This window comes from Goodfellowiella coeruleoviolacea, from assembly GCF_024171785.1.
GTDB lineage: Bacteria > Actinomycetota > Actinomycetes > Mycobacteriales > Pseudonocardiaceae > Goodfellowiella > Goodfellowiella coeruleoviolacea.
This window is the reverse complement of the sequence record NZ_JAMTCK010000003.1, coordinates 1-16793: the sequence shown is the minus strand read 5'-3', so window position 1 is coordinate 16793 and position 16793 is coordinate 1. Positions and strand designations below refer to the sequence as shown.

The window sequence follows — 16793 nt, the reverse complement described above, 5'->3', positions numbered from 1 at the left end:
GTGGTCCCAGTTGAGGCTGCGGTCGCAGCTGAGGCTGCGGTCGGGGCGGGGGTCGCGGTCGGGGCCGGGTGGCGCGCCGGCGTGGTCGTCCCGGCGCCATCGAGGGTGGTCACGGCGCTGCGGGCACGTGCACGGCCGGGATGTGCCGGGTGCCGATGCGGCGGCGGAACACCCAGTAGGTCCACCCCTGGTAGACCAGCACCGCGGGCGTGCCGAACGCCGCCACCCAGGTCATCACGGACAGGGTGTAGGGGCTGGACGCGGTGTCCGCGACGGTCAACGAGAACGCCGGGTCCACAGTGGACGGGATGGTGTTCGGGTAGAGCGCGCCGAACAGGGCGACGACCGCGGCCGCGACGACCACACCGAGCAGCGCGAACGCCTGCCCCTCCCGACCGGCCGCCAGCCGCACCAGGCCGGCCGCGGCAGCGGCCAGCACCACCACGACCGGCACCCACGTCCACAACGACCCCGCCCGCGTCTGCACCAGCAGCACCAGGCCGACCAGCGGCAGCAGGGCCACCGGCGCGACCGTCAGCGCCAGTGTCCTGGCGCGGTCCCGGATCGGCCCCTCGGTCTTGAGCGCCACGAACACCGCCCCGTGGACCAGGGCGAAGCCGGCCACGGCCAGCGCGCCGAGCAGGGTCGGCCAGCTGAACGCGGCGAACGCGGACCCCACCCGGTCCCCGTTGGCGTCCAGCGGCAGCCCGAGCACGTTCCACGACAGCAGCAGGCCGACGCTGAGCGCGGGCGCCCACGAGCCGAACACGATCACCCGGTCCCACACCCGCCGCCAGCGCGCCGAGTCGACCTTGCCCCGGTACTCGAAGGCGACGCCCCGGCCGATCAGCGCGACCAGCAGCACGACCAGCGGCAGGTAGGCGGAGCTGAACAGCGAGGCGTACCACCCGGGAAACGCGGCGAAGGTGGCTCCGGCCGCGACGATCAGCCACACCTCGTTGCCGTCCCAGACCGGCCCGATGGTGTTCACCAGCACGCGCCGCTCGGTCTCGTCGCGTCCCAGGACCGGCAGCAGCATGCCCACGCCGAAGTCGAAGCCCTCCAGGAACAGGTAGCCCAGCCACAGCACGGCGATCACGCAGAACCAGAAGACGGCCAGGCCACCGGGCTGGGCCGGGGCGGCGCCGGCGGGGGCGGCGAGCACCGACTGGGCGGCGGCACCCGCGGTGTGCAGCAACATCACCACAACTCCTAGTACGCGAAGGAGAGCACGTCGTCGGCCTTGGCCCGGTCAGCACCGCCGCGCCCACCGGTGCCGTCCCGGTCGTCGGCGTCCCCGTCGTCGGCGTCCCGGTCGTTGGCGTCCCCGCCACCGGTGGCACCGCCGGCCCCGGCCGGCATCACCCCGGCCACACCCGCCCGGGCGTAGCGGCGCAGCAGGAAGACCTCCACCCCGGCCAGCACCCCGTAGACCAGGGTGAGGGTGATCAGCGAGGTGAGCACCTCGCCCACGGACAGGTTGGACACCGCGGTCGCCGTGTACATCCACACCCCGTCCACTCCGGACGGGTTGGGCACGACCACGAACGGCTGCCGGCCCATCTCGGTGAAGATCCAGCCGACCGAGTTGGCCAGGAACGGGGTGGCGATGCTGGCCAGGGCCAGCCGGGGGAACCAGCGGCTGCGCGGGATGCGCCCTCGGCGGGTGAGCCACAGCGCGAGCACGCCGGCGCCGGCCGCGACCGCGCCGAACCCGATCATCAGGCGGAATCCCCAGTAGGTCACCGGCAGCACCGGCACGTAGTCGATGGGCTGCCCGGACAGCGCGCCCAACCGCTCGTCGACCGGGTAGTGGGTGCCGTACTTGGCCTGGTACTCGGGGATGAGGTCCTGCACGCCCTTGACCTCGGTGGTGAAGTCGCTGTGCGCCAGGAAGGACAGCAGCGCGGGCAGGTTGATGCTCTTGACGTTCTCGCAGTCGGACCGGGACACGTCGCCGTAGGCGAACACCGAGAACGACGCGGGTGCCTCGGTGTGGCACAGGGCCTCGGCCGCGGCCATCTTCATGGGCTGCTGCTCGAACATGAGCTTGCCCTGGGCGTCCCCGCTGATCGCCACGGCGGCGAAGGCCAGGACACCGACCCAGCCGCCCAGCCGCAGCGACGCCTGCCAGACCGCGCGGTCAGCCGGGTCCGCCGCGTCGCGCTCCTCCTGCCGGTCGCGGTGCTTGTGCCACAGGTGCCAGGCCGAGACGCCCACCAGCAACGTGGCGGCCACGGCGAAGGCGCCGGCCAGGGTGTGCGGGAACGCGGCGAGCACGGTGTTGTTGCCCAGCACCGCCCAGATGGAGGTGAGCCGGGGGCGGCCGTCGACCAGTTCGACGCCGACCGGGTGCTGCATCCACGAGTTGGCGGCCAGGATGAAGTACGCGGACGCGGCCGTGGCCAGCGAGAACGCCCAGACGCATGCCAGGTGGACGCGGCGGGACAGCCGGTCCCAGCCGAAGATCCACAGCCCGAGGAAGGTCGACTCGACGAAGAAGGCGACCAGCCCCTCCATGGCCAGCGGGGCGCCGAACACATCGCCGACGAACCGCGAGTAGGCGCTCCAGGTCATGCCGAACTGGAACTCCTGCACGATGCCGGTGACCACGCCCATGGCGAAGTTGATCATCATCAACTTGCCCCAGAACTTGGTCATCGCCAGGTACCGCGGCTTGCCCGTGCGGTACCAGGCCGTCTGCATGCCCGCGACCAGCAGTGCGAGACCGATCGTCAGCGGAACCATCAGAAAGTGGTAGACGGTGGTGATCCCGAACTGCCACCGGGCCACGTCCAGCACGTCCACTCCGAGCCTCCCCCAGCTGTGCGTTCACCGTTGACAGTAGGTGCGCACAGCCGCGCTGAGCAGGGACGCGGGTCCTCTGTCCACCCAGGACCAAGGTCCCGTGAGCGCGGTCACCCGGATGGGTGCGGCATGCCACCGACAGTGGGACTCACCACGTTTCGCCCTGGTCATCCTCGCCGCGCACGCATGCGCCCGGTAGCATGTTTAGTGCCTGAGGGGAGTAGTTCCCGCGTTCGACCGGCCCGAGAGGACCGCGACGGCGTGGCGAGGTGATCGACAGACTGACCTGATCTCTGGGTCCGGTCCCTCACCCACTGCGATGGGCGAACGAGACCTCCGGCCGGGTTGTGACACACCCGGTCGGGGTCAGCATGCCTCCGTCCGGGTCGGACGGGAGGATCTGCACCTTCATGGCTTCTTGGCTGTTGGCCCTGGTTACGGCGTTCGGCGCGGTCTTCGTGCTGGAACTGCCGGACAAGACCACGGCACTCACCCTGGTACTGACCACGCGGTTCCACGCGCTGCCCGTGGTGGCCGGTGCCGCGGTCGCCTTCACCCTCCAGTCGATCATCGCGGTCGGCCTCGGCAGCGCGATCACCCTGTTGCCCGAACGCCTGGTGGCGGCGGCGGTGGCCGTGCTGTTCGGCGTCGGCGCGTTCCTGCTGTTCCGGGAGGGGTTCAGCCGTCAGGACAGCGACGAGCTGGGCGACCAGGCCGCGTCGGCGCGGCCGACGGCCTCGTTCCTGCGCGCGGCCCTGACCTCGTTCGGCATGCTGTTCGCGGCCGAGTGGGGGGACGCCTCCCAGCTCGCCGCGGTGGGCGTGGCCGCCAGGTACGCCCAGCCGGTGGCGGTCATGCTGGGCACCTGGCTGGCGCTGATGGCGGTGACCGGGCTGGCCGTGCTGGTCGGTCGCAAGATCCGCAGCCGGGTGCCGGCGCACTGGGTGCAGCGCGGCGCCGGCGTGGTGTTCGGGGCGTTCGCCCTGGTCGCCCTGGTCCAGGCGGTGCTCGGCTGAGCCCCCCGGTCAGCCCCTGGTTGGCCGGGTGGTTGGCCCCCTGGTGACAGCCGGCGGCCGGCACCCCGGAAAGCAGAACGGTCTCTGGGCGAACCCGCCCAGAGACCGTTTCTTCCCCATCCCCGAGGAAGTCTTCCCTGCCGCGGCGCCCGCACCCGGGCACCGCCGCCCCGGTCACTGCTTCCAGACGACCGGCTTGTCGCTGTAGTCGCCGTCCCCGTACTGGGCCGCGGTCACGGCGGTGCCCTGACCGGCCAGCGCGAGGTGGCACATCTGGAAGGTCGCGCCCTTGGTGGTGAAGCCGTCGTTCGCGCCGGAGTCGTCGCACTTGTCGAAGCTGCCGATCACGGAAACCGCCTGGGCCTGGTCACCGTCGGCCAGCAGGCCGTCCCACCCGTGCACGAACACGTTCGACAGGTCGGTGCCGCCCTCGTTGTCCACGGTGATCCGCACGTAGTACGGGGTCATCCCGGCGGCCCGGTCACCGAGCTGGAGCGCGGCCAGATCGGCCGGGTCGCCCTTGTCGATGCTGGTCACGGTCAGCCCGAGGGTGCCCTTGTAGTCGGCGTACTCGAACGGGACCACGGCCCGTTCGCCCACCTTGAGCGTGGTGCCCGGCTTGGTGAGGCCGACGCCGCTCGCGCCGGCCGCGGCCGAGGACGTGGGCTGCGCCGAGGACGCGGACGACCCGGCGGTGGAGGTGCCCGTGGTGCTGCCCGACGTGGCGGTGGTGGAGGCACCGCTGCCCGCGCCGCCGCTGTCACCGCCAGCGCAGCCGGCGGCCAGCACCAGGGCCGCGACCGCCACGGCCGACCTGGCCACGATGGGTCGAACTCGCACGAAACCGCTCCTCACGTCACCCGACCGACAAAAGACACAACCGGCGGCGTCAATACCCCGATCGGATGGTTATCAGTCGGTTGCGGTTCCGTGACCTGGATCACTGTCCGGTCGCCGAGGTGGTGCCCGGCCCGGGCAACGGCAGCACAGCGCCGGCGCGCTTGACCGTGCGGATCACCGGTGCCGTCTCCACGTCGCGAACCGCCTCCAGCGCGGCCACCCGCTCGGTCAGGTAGCGGTAGAGCCCGTGCGAGTCGCGGCAGACCACCGTGGCCACCAGGTTGGTGGGCCCGGTGGTCACCGCCACGAAGCTCACCTCGGCGTGGCCGGCCAGGGTGTTGGCCACGCCGACCAGCCCGGCCGGCCGCACCGACATCCACAGCCGCGCCTCGGCGTGGAAGCCGAGCGCGGCGGGTGGGATGTCGAGCTGGTAGGTGAGCACCCCGGCGCGGCGCAGGTGGTCCACGCGCCGCCGCACCGTGGACTCCGACCACCCGGTGCCGGCCGCGAGTTCGGCGTGGCCGGCGCGCCCGTCCCGGGCCAGTGCCGCCAGCAGCGCGTGGTCCCCCCGCTCCAGCACGACCCGCTCGCCCGGGTCCGCCCGCTCGCCCCGGTGGTCCGGCGCCGCCGGCCGGCCCCGCCGGAGCTGGGCGACCTGCGCGTCGGTCAGCCAGGCCAGTCCCGACCAGTCGTCGGGCAGGGCGAACCCGTGCAGGATCGAGTGCGCGGTCATCCCGAGGATCCGGCTGGTGCGCGGCAACTTCGCCAGCAGCAGCGCGTCCCGGTCCGCGGCCGTGCGGGCCAGGACGTTGCAGGAGATCTCGGTGCCACCGGACAGCACGTGCACCCAGAACGTGTCGGGGCGGCGGGCCAGCGCCGCGGCGATGGGCTCGGCCGCGTCCGGGGTGCAGCGCAGCCGCACCGTCCACGAGGCGTGGCCGAGCCGGGCGGCGTTGACCGCGCCGACCACCCGGAGCACCCCGGCCGAGCGCAGCCGCCGGTAGCGGCGGGCAACGGTCTGTTCGGACACCCCGAGCACGGCCGCGATCCGGCTGAACGGGGCCCTGCCGTCGACCTGGAGCGCGTGCACCAGCCCCCGGTCGAGCCCATCCAGCACGGCGGGTGCCACGGCGGATTCCACCGCCACAGCGTAATCAGTGGCGGAAATCAGCGGATCTGGCCGACTGGCTGGTGCCCGCACTCCGCCGGCAGGACCGTTGCCGCCGTCTTCGCCCTGTCCCCCCGACCGGCGCGCCCGTGCCCCCGGGGCACGGCAGCCGGGAAAGGAACACCGATGAACAACGACCCGAGGATCCTGGTGACCGGCGCGACCGGCAACGTCGGCCGCGAGGTGGTGGCACAGCTGCTGGACTCCGGGGTGGCCGTGCGCGCGCTGACCCGCGACCCCGGCGCGGCCCGACTGCCCGAGGGCGTCGAGGTGGTCCGCGGCGACCTCGCCGACCCCGACAGCCTGCGGCCCGGCCTGACCGGCGTCGACGCCGTGTTCCTGATCTGGCCGCTGCACACCGCCGAGGCCGCGCCCGCGGTGCTGGACCTGGTCGGCGGGCACGCGCGCCGCGTCGTGCTGCTCGGCACCGGGGCGCTCGCCGACTTCGGCTTCGACCGGCAGCGCGACCTGCTCGCCCGGTCCGCCGCGAGCTGGACCTACCTGCGGCCCAGCACGTTCGCGGCCAACGCGCTGTGGTGGGTGCCGCAGATCCGCCGCGGTGACGTGGTGCGGGGCAGCCACGGCGCGCTGGGCATGGCCGTGCTGCACGAACGCGACATCGCGGCGGTGGCGGTGCGGGCGCTCACCGAGGACGGGCACGACCGGGCCAGCTACCTGCTGACCGGGCCGCGGGTGCTGTCCCAGGCGGAGCAGGTGCGGGTCATCGGCACGGCCATCGGCCGGCCGCTGCGCTGGGTCGAACTGGACCGCGCCGACGCCCGGGAACAGCTGCTCGCCGACGGCATCCCGCTGTCGTTCGTGGATGTCCTGCTGGACGGCTACGCCAGCATGGCGGCCCAGCCACCCGCCCCGGTCACCACCACCGTGCAGGAGGTCACCGGCAGGCCGGCGCGGACCTTCCTGGAGTGGGCGCGCGACCACGCCGCCGACTTCCAGCCGCGGCCCGCGGCCGCCCGGTGAGCAGTGCCCGCGCGGTGCCGTGCCCAGTGCCCAGTGCTGCCCAGTGCTACCCAGTGCCCAGCGGGCAGCGCGCACTGCTCAGTGCAGGGCCTGGGCCACCTCGGTCGCGGCCGTCAGCACGGCCGGCCCGACCCGGTCGACGTCGAGTTCCTGCATGGCGACCACGCCCACGCTGGCCCGCAGCCCGGGCACGCCCCGCACCGGAGCGGCCACCCCGCACGCGCCCGGCTGTAACTCGCCCATCGTGCACACCCAGGGGTCCGCACCCGGGGGCAGTTCGATGGCCCGGCCGGCCGCGCCCAGGCGCACCGGGTGGCGGGTGCCCACCCGGTAGGCGACGTGGAACGCGGTCCAGGACGGCTCGACCACGGCCACGGCCTGCGCCTCGGGCCCGTCCGCCACGGTGAGGTGCGCGGTCGCCCCCACCTGCTCGGCCAGGGTGCGCAGCGCGGGCAGGGCGGCCACCCGCAGCTGCGGCAGTGCCCTGGCGGCCAGGCGCAGCACGCCGAGGCCGAGCCGCACCTTGGAGCCGTCCCGCCGCACCAGTCCCCTGGCCTGCAACGGCACCAGCAGCCGGTAGACGGCCGCCCGGCTGGCGCCGATCGTGGCGGCCAGGTCGCTGATGCTCAACGCCTCGGTGTCGGCGTCGGCCACCGCCTGTAACAGCGCCAGCCCGCGCTCCAGCGTCAGCGAACTCTCCTTGGCCGCGGCCGGCCTGGTCACCCCGTCCAGGGTCACGGCCTCGACCGGTGCGGCCGAGACCAGCCCGGCCGGCGCGCCGCTCCCCACCGGGTGCGCGGCCAACGGGGGCACCGCCGCGTGGGGAGATGCCGCGTGGGAAGGCGCCGAGCGGGGAGCCGCCGACGGGGTGACCGCGGTGCTCGGCACGGCCACCGAAGCCGCTGGCCCGGCCGGGGCCGCGCTGGGTGCCACGTCCGCGCCCGGCACCGCGGCCTGTGCCGAGGGCGCCGCCGCGGACGACGCCGACGCCCACGGTGCGGCCGGGCCGGCGGCTGACGACGGCGTGCGCCGGGCCGGCGGGGGCGGTCTGCCGACCACCGCGATCACCTCCGTTCCGGGTGGTCCCCTGGGCCGTGCACGGGCAGCACCGTTCCACTGACCTCGGCCAACCCCACCACGGAACCGTCCTCACCCGGCGCGGTCGCGGTGATGACCACGGTGTCGCCGTCCGCCAGGTAGGTGCGCGTGGTGCCGTCGGCCAGGGTGAGCTGTTCCCGGCCGCCCCAGGTCAGCTCCAGCAGGCAGCCCCGCTGTCGCGGCTCCGGGCCGGACACCGTGCCGGAGGCGAACAGGTCGCCGGGGCGGACCGTGGCGCCGTTCACCGTGAGGTGGGCCAGTTGCTGGGCGAAGGTCCAGGACATCTCGGCGAACGGCGGGGTGGCCACCACGGTGTCGTTCCACCGCACCGCGAGCGTCAGGTCCAGGCCCCACGGCTGGTCCTCGGCCAGGTAGTCCATGGGCGGGTGGGGCAGCGCCGGCGGCGCGACCCTGGCCACCGCGAACGCCTCCAGCGGCGTGATCCACGCGGAGATGGAGGTGGCGAAGGACTTGCCCAGGAACGGCCCGAGCGGCTGGGACTCCCACGCCTGGATGTCCCGCGCGGACCAGTCGTTGACCAGGGCGACCCCGAACACGTGCTCGGCCGCGGCCGACACCGGCACCCGCCGGGCCACCGGGCCGCCGCACACGAACCCGACCTCGGCCTCGATGTCCAGTGCGGTGGTCGGCCCGAACACCGGGCCGGACTCGCCCCTGCGCTGCCCGCTCGGCCGCACCACGGGCGTGCCGGACACCACCACGGTGCCGGACCGGCCGTGGTAGCCGATCGGCTGGTGGGTCCAGTTCGGCGGCAGCACGCCGTTGGGCCGGAAGATCCGGGTGGCGTTCTCCGCGTGGTGGCGCGAGGAGTAGAAGTCGACGTAGTCGCCCACGGTGAAGGGCAGCACGGGCCGCTGCCGGTCAAGCGGGAGCAGCCGGCCGCCGGCGGGCGCCGCGCTCGCGCCGACCAGCTCGATCAGCCTGGCCCGCAGTTCGCTCCACACCGGCCGGCCCGCGGCCAGCAGCGGGTCCAGCGAGCCGGCCGAGACCACCTCGGCCAGCCGTTCTCCCAGGCTGGCCGCGACCGGCCGCAGCGGCAGGGCGTGCTCACCCACGCGGACCGCCACGCTCGGCCCGTCGTCCAGCTCCACCACCCCGTAGGGCAGGGTCTGCGGGCCGAACGGCTGGTCGGCGGTGAAGGCGGGATCGTCGATCCAGCTCACAGCAGCCCCAGGCGTTCCAGGTCGGCCACTGGCTCGGCCAGGGAACACGACCCGTAAGACGCGAAAACCCCGCGCACGGCGTGTGCTGCGGGGTCGGACAGGGACCGGGCCTCCTCAGCGAGGGCCGCACCGTCGGTACTGGCCAGCGCCTCGCGGACGTCCCGCCCGGACAGCGCCCGGGCGGTCGCGACCAGCAGGTTGAGGAACCCGTGGTGGCCCACGCCGGTCTCCTCGTCTATCCGGCGCACCGCGTGGTGCAGTCCGGCGCTGGTCTTGAACGACACGCCGCTGCCGCTGACCACGGACATGAAGTCGGCGACCTCGTCGATGCTCGGCGGTGTCTCCCGGCTCAGCCCACCGCAGCGCAGTTTTGGCCACGAGCCGTGCTCGGCGACGCGCCGCACGCCGTCCAGCCACTCCGGGCCGCCCCGGCGCGGCTCGACCACGCGGATGACATCCTCGGGCACGAACTCCGACACGCGTTCCAGCCACACCTCGTCAACGTCGGACGGGGCCGGCATCTCGACCATGCGCAGCGCGAGCAGCTCGCTGCGCGACTCCACGATCGACACGGCCTTGGGCACCCCGCCGAGGCCGGTGTCGATCACCAGGGACAGTCCGACCGGCTTGACCGGCTTGGCCTTGATCAGCTCGGTGATGAGTTCGGGCAGCCGAGAGGCCGGGCACAGGAACAGACCCAGCACGCCGGCGAATTCGCCGGCCCGTCCATCCAGGTGAGCCCGCACCGCATCGGACATGCTGGCGTTTCCCGGGGGGAACAACGCCGCATCGTCGACAAGCCTCGCCAACAGCGGAGGAGTGCCACGTGGACCGGGCGCACGGAGTTCGACAGCGCTTGACACGGCAGACACGCTAGTGGCGTACCAGCAACTGAACAAAGATGTCCGGCTGGCGAACACCCGGAGCGACTAACCGCGTACTGCGGTCGCGCCTGCCGGCTACCCCAAAAGCTCCACCGCGGCCTCGCCGAGCCGGCCGGCACCCGCTACCCGGAAGAGGCCAGCGGCCCGCACTGCCCCACCCTGGCACGACACGCCCGCGACGGTCACCCGCCCAGCTCAACCACGCCAACCTAGCGGACGCCCCGGTCGAGCGACGCCCGACCGCACGGCCAGCTCCGGGCGCGCGACCAGCGCGCCGACGCTAGGCCGTTCAGGTGGTTCTGCCGGCACGTCCGGGGACTGTGCTGGCCGAACCTGCCCGTTGTCGACCTCCGTCCCCCTTTTGGGTGGTTCGCTCACCAACGTTGGCGTTACCACGTGCGGCGATGGTCCCGCTACGGTTTTCCCAGCCCTTTTCTCCGTTGCCCCGGCAAGTTAGGCTCGCCTAACCAGGAGGTGAGCAGTGGCCGAGTTGACCGAACCGACCGACCGTCGTCCACCAGCCCCGAAGCTGGCCGAACGAGCCAGGACCATTGCCGCCCGGGGTGGCCGTGCCGCCCTGCTGCCCTCCCCCGAGGGCACGGCCACGGCCGCCGGCCCGGTGGCCCGGATCAGCCCGCTGCTGCACCACGTGCACCCGTGCGGGGCGGCGTCGGTGCTGCTGCCCGATGACCACCCCCTGGTCGCCACGGCCTGGCAGGCCGCCCGGGGCGAGCTGACCGCCATGCTGGAGGTGGCCGACCAGGCCCCGGTGCGGCTGCGCGAACCCGTGCGCGGCCTGCTGTGGATCACCGGCTGGCTGCGGGCCCTGTCCGGCGAGAAGGCCAGGGCCGAGGTGTTGGCCATCGCCGAGCAGCGGCCCGACCCGAGGCTGCTCGACGCCGGCCACGGCGCGACCGTGCTCCGGCTCAACCCGTTGTCGCTGGTGCTGGCCGACGCCGAGGGCACCGGGTCGGTGCCGGCCGACGAGTTCGCCAACGCCGCCCCCGACCCGTTCCACCAGTACGAGGACGAGTGGCTGCGCCACCTGGAGCTGTCCCACCGGGACGTGGTCGGCCTGCTGGCCAGGCACCTGCCGGAGCACCTGCGGGGTGGCCACGTCCGCCCGCTGGGCCTGGACCGGCTGGGGTTGCGGCTGCGCGTGGAGGCGGCCGACTCCGACCACGACGTTCGGATCGCGTTCTCCCGCGCGGTGACCAGCGCCGCCGAACTGGCCACGGAACTGCGCAAGCTGGTCGGCTGCCCCTTTCTCGCCGCTAGCAAAAACGCGTCCTAACCCAGCCACAACCACCCGATCGTGTCACCAGTTATCCACAGCCCCCGGTGTTGTCCACACCCCCACCCGCCCCACTGCCCTCCCCACGCGACCCCGGGTAGGCTGGACCCGGGGTCGCCCCCCAGGGAAGGGTGGGGGCTGGCCTGGGCCAACGAGCAGACCGCAGCCGAAGGCGCACCGCCCCCGCACCACCGCCACGAGCACCGGCTGCCTGGCAACGGGCAGAACGCGTCCGCCCCGGATCTCCTGACCTCGGGCACCTGACAGCGGCGCCAAAACCAGCCGCCGATCACCACCACCCACCCCGGCGACAGCTCCCGCCGACGGAACCACCCGCGGACGTCCGCAGCGTGGCGACCGCCCCGAACCCCGCAGCACCACAGTCAACTGTGGACTGTCCACGAAGGACACACCACTCCGACGGCTACCCATGCCACGCAACGACAACAGCGCACCGCACCCCGCTGTCCACGCGCGACCTCGCTCGGGCCCAGCCGGCGGCGCCCCGCCTCACGGCAACCAAATCCCACATGTCCCACAACGTCCACTCTGGACGAACACGGTCACGGGGAATCCGTCGCCACCGCCCGCTGTTCCTGTTGTCGCCGCTGGCCCGCACTCCCGGGCGGCTGCCGCACACCCGCCAACAGCGGGATATCCCGCATCACCAGCACCGCCACCACGGCGAGCAGGCCGGCGGCGCCGCCGATCCACGCCACCGTGCCGCCGATGGCCCGACTGGTGGCCTCGGCCGAAGCCCCGTGCGCCGCGAGCTGCTGGGCCAGCAGCGACTGCGCGCAGGCCAGCCCGAACACCCCACCCACCTGCTTGCTCAACGCCGAGCCGGCGGTGGCGCTACCAGCGTCCGCACCCGGCACGCTGAACTGGGCCACCATGGTCGCGCCACCCATGGCCGGCCCGATGCCCAGCCCGATGAGCGCGAGCCAACAGCTGACCACGGCCGGTGCCGTGGTGGTGCCGAGCAGGAAGAACAGCACGGTTCCCCCGGTCACCAACCCCGCCCCGGCCAGCAGCACGGCCCTGGCCCGCCCGGTCCGGATGATCAGCGCGGCCGTGAGCCGGTTGCCCACCACCATGCCGATCATCAACGGCAGCAGGAACAACCCGGACGCGGTCGCCGTGTGCCCACGCACCTGCTGGAAGTACAACGGCAGCAGGATGGTCGCCGGCAGGCTGGCCACCTGGAAGAAGAACCCCGCCGCAACCACCGCCGCATAGGTCCGGCGGGTGAACAGGCGCAGCGGCAGCACTGGTACCGCTGCTCGCCGCTCGACCGGAACGAGGACCGCCAGCAGCCCCAGCCCCACGACCAGGGCCACGGCGACCCGCGGATCCGTCCACGCGCGCGGCTGCGCCGCCACCGGGTGGCCCGTGAGCGCCAGCCCGAGCAGCACCAGCGACAGCCCTGTGGTGAGCAGCACGATCCCGGCGAGGTCCACCGGTCCGGTGCCGGCACGCGACGGGCGGTGCCGGGGTAGGCCGAGCACCACGACCGCGCCGGCGACCAGGCCGACCGGCAGGTTGAGCAGGAACGCCCAGCGCCAACCGGCGTGGTCGCTGAGCAGCCCGCCGACCAGTGGGCCGCCGATCAGACCGGCCGCCATCATGCCGGCGAGCAGCGTCTGCATCCGCAGCAGGCCGGTCGCCCGGTGCGGCGGGTAGAGGTCCCGCACCGCTGCCATGCCCACGGTCAGCAGCGCACCAGCGCCGATGCCCTGCACCGCCCGGAACACGACCAGGGCGGGGACGCTGCCGGCCGCCCCGCAGGCCACCGAGCCGGCGAGGAAGATCCCCAGCCCGGTCAGCAGCGGTGCGCGCCGGCCACGCAGGTCGGAGAACCGCCCGTACAGCGGCACGGTCACCGTCGAGGTCAACAGGTAGACGGTGACCACCCACACGTACCAGGTCTGGTCACCACCCAGGTCGGCGACGATCCGCGGCATGGCGGTGCCGACCACGGTGCCGTCGAGCATGCCCAGGAACGCGCAACCGAGCAGCGCGAACGTCACCGCGCGCCGCGTGCCGGCGCTCATCTCGGCGAACGGGTCGGCCTCGGCGGCGGCGGTCACCGGTCCTCCGGTACCGCTGACGTGTCCACGCCCCCATCCGTGACAGCACCGTGCAGGAAGAGGTCGACAAGCTCCCTGGTGCTGACGGCGCCCTGGTCGCTGATCTCGGAGCGCATCCGGCCGGCCGACATCATCAGCATGCCGAACACGTCGGCCAACCGCTCCGGCGGCAGGCGCAGTGACGCGCGATCGGGTTCGAACAGCTCGGCCAGCGCGTCCTGGATCGCGGCCAGCGAGGCATCCCGCTCCGCCGCCCGCGGTGGCTTCCGCTCGGCCCCGCGCTCGGGTGCGCGAGTCAGGTGACCGGACGCGTGCAGGGCACCGGCGATGGCCCCCATGCGCGCCAGGAACGCGCTGAGCGCGTCGGCCGCGTCGAGCAGCCGCGCGGCCAGCGGCTGGTCCAACGAGACGGAGGCGAGTTCCCGCACCACGTGGTCGGGCCGCATCGCCTCGGCCATGCACGCGGCCAGCAGGCTGTCCTTGTCGGTGAAAGCGCGGAAGATCGTGGCCTCGCCGATGCCGGCGGCGCGGGCCACCTGAGCGGTGGTCACGCTCGCGCCGTACTCGGCGACCAGCGGCAACGCCGCCCGCACGATCATTTCGCGCCGCTGTTCAGGGCTCATGCCCGGCGCCCGACGCCGGGGTGGTGTGGGTGTCATACCGCAACAGTACGGAGTGAGTACTTACTCCGTCAATGGAGAAGTAAGTACTCACTCCGATACTGGCCCAACCGCCGACCCGGCACCGTCCAGCTACCCCGACAAGCCGCTGACCTGCGGCGATGATCCACTGAGGAGAAGTGTTAGCAAACGTGGGATAGGCAATAGTCCGGCCGCTGGAGGCCGGAATCGCGTTCCGCGGTTGCTACGCTGCCAGGCGGTCTTTTGTTGTTCGGCGCCCATCACACCCACACCCACTGTCGCTGCTGGCGGGGCGCTTTCGCTGACTCGGCGACGTTCAGCCTGTCCTAAGGAAGGTCCCCTTGCGGCACCGCATGCCGCCGATGTTCCGTGCCCTCGGCCAGCGGAACTACCGGCTGTGGGCAACGGCCGACCTGGTGTCGGTCACCGGTTCGTGGATGCAGGTCCTGGCGTTGAACTGGCTGGTACTGGACCGAACCGGCTCGGCGGCCTCGGTTGGCCTCTCCGTGCTGTTGCAGGCACTGCCCGCGCTGCTGCTCGGTTCCTGGGCCGGGGCGCTCGCCGACCGGTTCCCGCCGCAGCGGGTCATCCGGTACGCGCAGAGCACGCACGCCGTCCTCGCGCTCGCCATGGCGGCGCTGGCCTGGGGCGACGGCCCACTGTCCGGGTTCTACCTGCTGTCCGTCCTGTCCGGCCTGGTCGGCGTGTTCGACGGACCGGCGCTGGGGCGCTTCGGCTCCCAGGTGGTGGGCCCCGCCGATCTCGGCAACGCACTGGCGCTGGGCTCGGTGCTCAACTCAGCCGGACGCATCCTCGGCATGAGCCTGGCCGGCGTGCTGGTCGGTGTGCTTGGCGAGCCGGTCCTCTTCCTGGGCAACGCCCTGAGCTTCGTCGCGGTGCTCGTCGCCCTGGCACGCATCCGCCCCGAACTGCTGCACCCGCTGGCGGTCAGCCCACCGGAACGCGCCGGTATCCGCGCCGGCCTGCGCTACCTGCGCGCCGACCACCGCGTGCTGGTGCTGTTCCTGCTCGGATTCGCGCTGTCCAGTCTCGGCCGCAACTACCAGGTGACCATGGCCGCCATGAGCCAGGGGCCGCTCAACGCCGGCGCGGCCGGATACGGCCTGCTGTCCACGGTGTTCGCCGTGGGGACGGTGCTCGGCGGCCTGGTCGCGGCGCAGCGGCCCGCGCTCACCCTGCGGCTGTTGCTGGTCACGGCGGCGACCACCGGAATGCTCCAGGCGGTCAGCGGACTGTCCAACGGCGTGTTCGCCTTCGCCACCCTGCTGATCCCGATCGCCGCGGGAGCTGTCCTCATCGACACCACCATGAGCACCCGCGTGCAGCTGGACACCGCTGAGGAGATGCGCGGCCGCGTGCTCTCCGCCCAGGGCATGGTCAGCGCCGGCGCCGGCGCGGTGGGCGGCCCGCTGCTGGGCTGGCTGTGTGAGGACATCGGTCCGGCCGTCACCCTGCACCTGGCCGGCGCCGCGGTCATCCTGGCCACCCTGGTCGCGTGGTTCGCCCTGACCAGGACGGCTGCCCGGCCGACCCCCGCGCCCCAGGCCCGAGCAACCGCAGAACCGGCACCTGCCGAAGTGGCACCTGCCGACGTGGCAGCACCAACCCCGGCCTACGCCGCCACCAGCTGACCACCCCACCACGCAGTCGGCCCACCAACTGGAACGCGTTGACACCGTCCCGCGCCCCTTGGTCCGATAGTTGCGTGGTTTCCACCACCCTGACCAAGCGACGACACGTTGACTTTGTCCGTGTCGCGGCTCAGGCATGTGCCCGCTGCTGGCCGTGCCGTGCGCATGGCCAGCAACCACAACAGCAGGCCCTGCACCACCTCTGAGCCGACACACGTCTGCACCGGCCACCGGCCGGTGCACTGATCGTCGTGAGGTACCCATGCTTGTGCGGATCTCCCAGCACCGCGAGACAGCCGCCCCTGCCGAACCGGCACCGCCACCGACCAGATCGTCCCGGAGCGCCGAGGTCACGGTCACCTTCCAGGTGCGGACCGACTACGACCAGGCGCCCACCCTCGCCGCCCACCTGGCCAAGGCCATCCGCGCGGCGCTCGGCCCGGCCATCCGGTCGGAGCTGGCCATCATCACCGACGCCGCGCTCCCCAGCAGTAATGAAACCGCCTCCGGGGACGACACAGCGCAACCCCGGCTACCCCGCCCACGCTCGGCCAGCTCGCCAGCGGCCTGGCCGCTGCTCCAGATCGTGGTCGCCGCCCGGCGAGTCGTTCGGGACAACCACCCGCTGGACCTGACCCGGCTGGAGTTCGACCTGCTGCTGTTTCTCTGCCAGCACCCGCACCAGGTCCACCCGCGCAAGGCCCTGATGACCAGGGTCTGGGGCGAGGTCAAGCACGACGACAGTCGAACGGTGGACGTCCACGTCCGCCGCCTGCGCAGCAAACTCGGTGCCGAGCTGCCGCTGATCACCACCGTGCGCGGGTTCGGCTACCGGATCGACGACGTCAGCCGAGTCACGATTGTGGACACGCCCGCCTGACCGCCAGTCTGACCTGGCGGTGGGACACCCAGGGCATGTCCAGCACCCGGTGTCTTCTGCGCGTCAGCAGATGCTGGGCATAAAAAATGGTCTGGAGGGGTTCGGGGACGCTCTCGCGTCAACCACAAACCCCTCCAGACCAGAAAGAATGTCCGGCGGCGACCTACTCTCCCACACCCCTCCGAGTGCAGTACCATCGGCGCAGGAGGGCTTAGCTTCCGGGTTCGGAATGGGACCGGGCGTTTCCCCTCCGCCAT

15 protein-coding genes and 1 rRNA gene are annotated in these 16793 nt (G+C 72.8%); 6 read left to right on the top strand and 10 right to left on the bottom strand.

All coding sequences use genetic code 11. From position 1 onward, the window contains the following. Positions 1–109: 109 nt before the first annotated feature. Complete coding sequence (gene cydB / locus LX83_RS06075; RefSeq protein WP_253767974.1) at positions 110–1201, bottom strand: cytochrome d ubiquinol oxidase subunit II; 1092 nt, start codon at positions 1199–1201, stop codon at positions 110–112. Between the two features lie 11 nt (positions 1202–1212). Continuing rightward, positions 1213–2808, bottom strand: coding sequence for a cytochrome ubiquinol oxidase subunit I (locus LX83_RS06070; RefSeq protein WP_253767972.1), 1596 nt, complete (start codon positions 2806–2808; stop codon positions 1213–1215). A 410-nt stretch (positions 2809–3218) separates the two neighbouring features. Here LX83_RS06070 and LX83_RS06065 point away from each other — a divergent pair, with 410 nt between their 5' ends. Further along, a complete protein-coding gene (locus LX83_RS06065; RefSeq protein WP_253767970.1) occupies positions 3219–3824 on the top strand; it encodes a TMEM165/GDT1 family protein in 606 nt (201 codons plus the stop codon). A 174-nt stretch (positions 3825–3998) separates the two neighbouring features. Here LX83_RS06065 and LX83_RS06060 read toward each other — a convergent pair whose 3' ends face one another. Both LX83_RS06060 and LX83_RS06055 read right to left on the bottom strand, forming a co-directional pair. Then, a complete protein-coding gene (locus LX83_RS06060) occupies positions 3999–4664 on the bottom strand; it encodes a hypothetical protein (RefSeq protein WP_253767968.1) in 666 nt (221 codons plus the stop codon). Between the two features lie 100 nt (positions 4665–4764). After that, positions 4765–5805: an Lrp/AsnC family transcriptional regulator gene (locus LX83_RS06055; RefSeq protein ID WP_253767966.1), complete on the bottom strand. Its 1041-nt coding sequence runs from the start codon at positions 5803–5805 to the stop codon at positions 4765–4767. 153 nt (positions 5806–5958) lie between these two features. On the opposite strand from LX83_RS06055, the gene LX83_RS06050 reads away from it, so the two are divergent. Further along, positions 5959–6813: an NAD(P)H-binding protein gene (locus LX83_RS06050; RefSeq protein WP_253767964.1), complete on the top strand. Its 855-nt coding sequence runs from the start codon at positions 5959–5961 to the stop codon at positions 6811–6813. Positions 6814–6891: 78 nt separating this feature from the next. On the opposite strand, the gene LX83_RS06045 is transcribed toward LX83_RS06050, so the two are convergent. Beyond that, positions 6892–7536 carry an IclR family transcriptional regulator gene (locus LX83_RS06045; protein ID WP_253767962.1) on the bottom strand — a complete coding sequence of 215 codons (645 nt, stop codon included), beginning with the start codon at positions 7534–7536 and terminating at the stop codon, positions 6892–6894. Between LX83_RS06045 and LX83_RS06040 the strand changes: the two genes are divergently transcribed. Next, positions 7514–7933 carry a hypothetical protein gene (locus LX83_RS06040; protein WP_253767960.1) on the top strand — a complete coding sequence of 140 codons (420 nt, stop codon included), beginning with the start codon at positions 7514–7516 and terminating at the stop codon, positions 7931–7933. The two genes, LX83_RS06045 and LX83_RS06040, sit on opposite strands and share 23 nt — an antisense overlap. Here the strand turns inward: LX83_RS06040 and LX83_RS06035 are convergent. After that, on the bottom strand, positions 7878–9095 hold the full coding sequence (locus LX83_RS06035) for a fumarylacetoacetate hydrolase family protein (protein WP_253767958.1): 1218 nt from the start codon (positions 9093–9095) through the stop codon (positions 7878–7880). The two genes, LX83_RS06040 and LX83_RS06035, sit on opposite strands and share 56 nt — an antisense overlap. Further along, positions 9092–9853: a hypothetical protein gene (locus LX83_RS06030; protein ID WP_253767957.1), complete on the bottom strand. Its 762-nt coding sequence runs from the start codon at positions 9851–9853 to the stop codon at positions 9092–9094. The genes LX83_RS06035 and LX83_RS06030 overlap by 4 nt, the downstream gene beginning before the upstream one ends. A gap of 616 nt (positions 9854–10469) precedes the next feature. Here LX83_RS06030 and LX83_RS06025 point away from each other — a divergent pair. After that, the gene (locus LX83_RS06025; protein ID WP_253769081.1) at positions 10470–11273 is read left to right on the top strand and encodes a DUF2470 domain-containing protein; all 804 of its coding nucleotides are present in this window, start codon (positions 10470–10472) and stop codon (positions 11271–11273) included. Positions 11274–11836: 563 nt separating this feature from the next. Here the strand turns inward: LX83_RS06025 and LX83_RS06020 are convergent. Continuing rightward, complete coding sequence (locus LX83_RS06020) at positions 11837–13363, bottom strand: MFS transporter (RefSeq protein ID WP_253767955.1); 1527 nt, start codon at positions 13361–13363, stop codon at positions 11837–11839. Beyond that, on the bottom strand, positions 13360–13986 hold the full coding sequence (locus LX83_RS06015; RefSeq protein ID WP_253767953.1) for a TetR/AcrR family transcriptional regulator: 627 nt from the start codon (positions 13984–13986) through the stop codon (positions 13360–13362). The genes LX83_RS06020 and LX83_RS06015 overlap by 4 nt, the downstream gene beginning before the upstream one ends. Positions 13987–14345: 359 nt before the next feature. Between LX83_RS06015 and LX83_RS06010 the strand changes: the two genes are divergently transcribed. Both LX83_RS06010 and LX83_RS06005 read left to right on the top strand, forming a co-directional pair. Next, positions 14346–15656, top strand: coding sequence for an MFS transporter (locus tag LX83_RS06010; protein WP_253767951.1), 1311 nt, complete (start codon positions 14346–14348; stop codon positions 15654–15656). 262 nt (positions 15657–15918) lie between these two features. Further along, positions 15919–16536 (top strand): winged helix-turn-helix domain-containing protein, encoded by a 618-nt coding sequence (locus tag LX83_RS06005; protein WP_253767949.1) that lies wholly within the window; start codon positions 15919–15921, stop codon positions 16534–16536. Positions 16537–16686: 150 nt separating this feature from the next. On the opposite strand, the gene rrf is transcribed toward LX83_RS06005, so the two are convergent. Continuing rightward, positions 16687–16793, bottom strand: a 5S ribosomal RNA gene (gene rrf / locus LX83_RS06000); the annotation flags it as partial.

Coding starts and splice junctions, on each gene's coding strand:
- cydB (WP_253767974.1), bottom strand. CDS start 1,201: ATGTTGCTGCACACCGCGGGTGCCGCCGCCCAGTCGGTGCTCGCCGCC.
- LX83_RS06030 (WP_253767957.1), bottom strand. CDS start 9,853: ATGTCCGATGCGGTGCGGGCTCACCTGGATGGACGGGCCGGCGAATTC.
- LX83_RS06005 (WP_253767949.1), top strand. CDS start 15,919: ATGCTTGTGCGGATCTCCCAGCACCGCGAGACAGCCGCCCCTGCCGAA.
- LX83_RS06015 (WP_253767953.1), bottom strand. CDS start 13,986: ATGAGCCCTGAACAGCGGCGCGAAATGATCGTGCGGGCGGCGTTGCCG.
- LX83_RS06065 (WP_253767970.1), top strand. CDS start 3,219: ATGGCTTCTTGGCTGTTGGCCCTGGTTACGGCGTTCGGCGCGGTCTTC.
- LX83_RS06050 (WP_253767964.1), top strand. CDS start 5,959: ATGAACAACGACCCGAGGATCCTGGTGACCGGCGCGACCGGCAACGTC.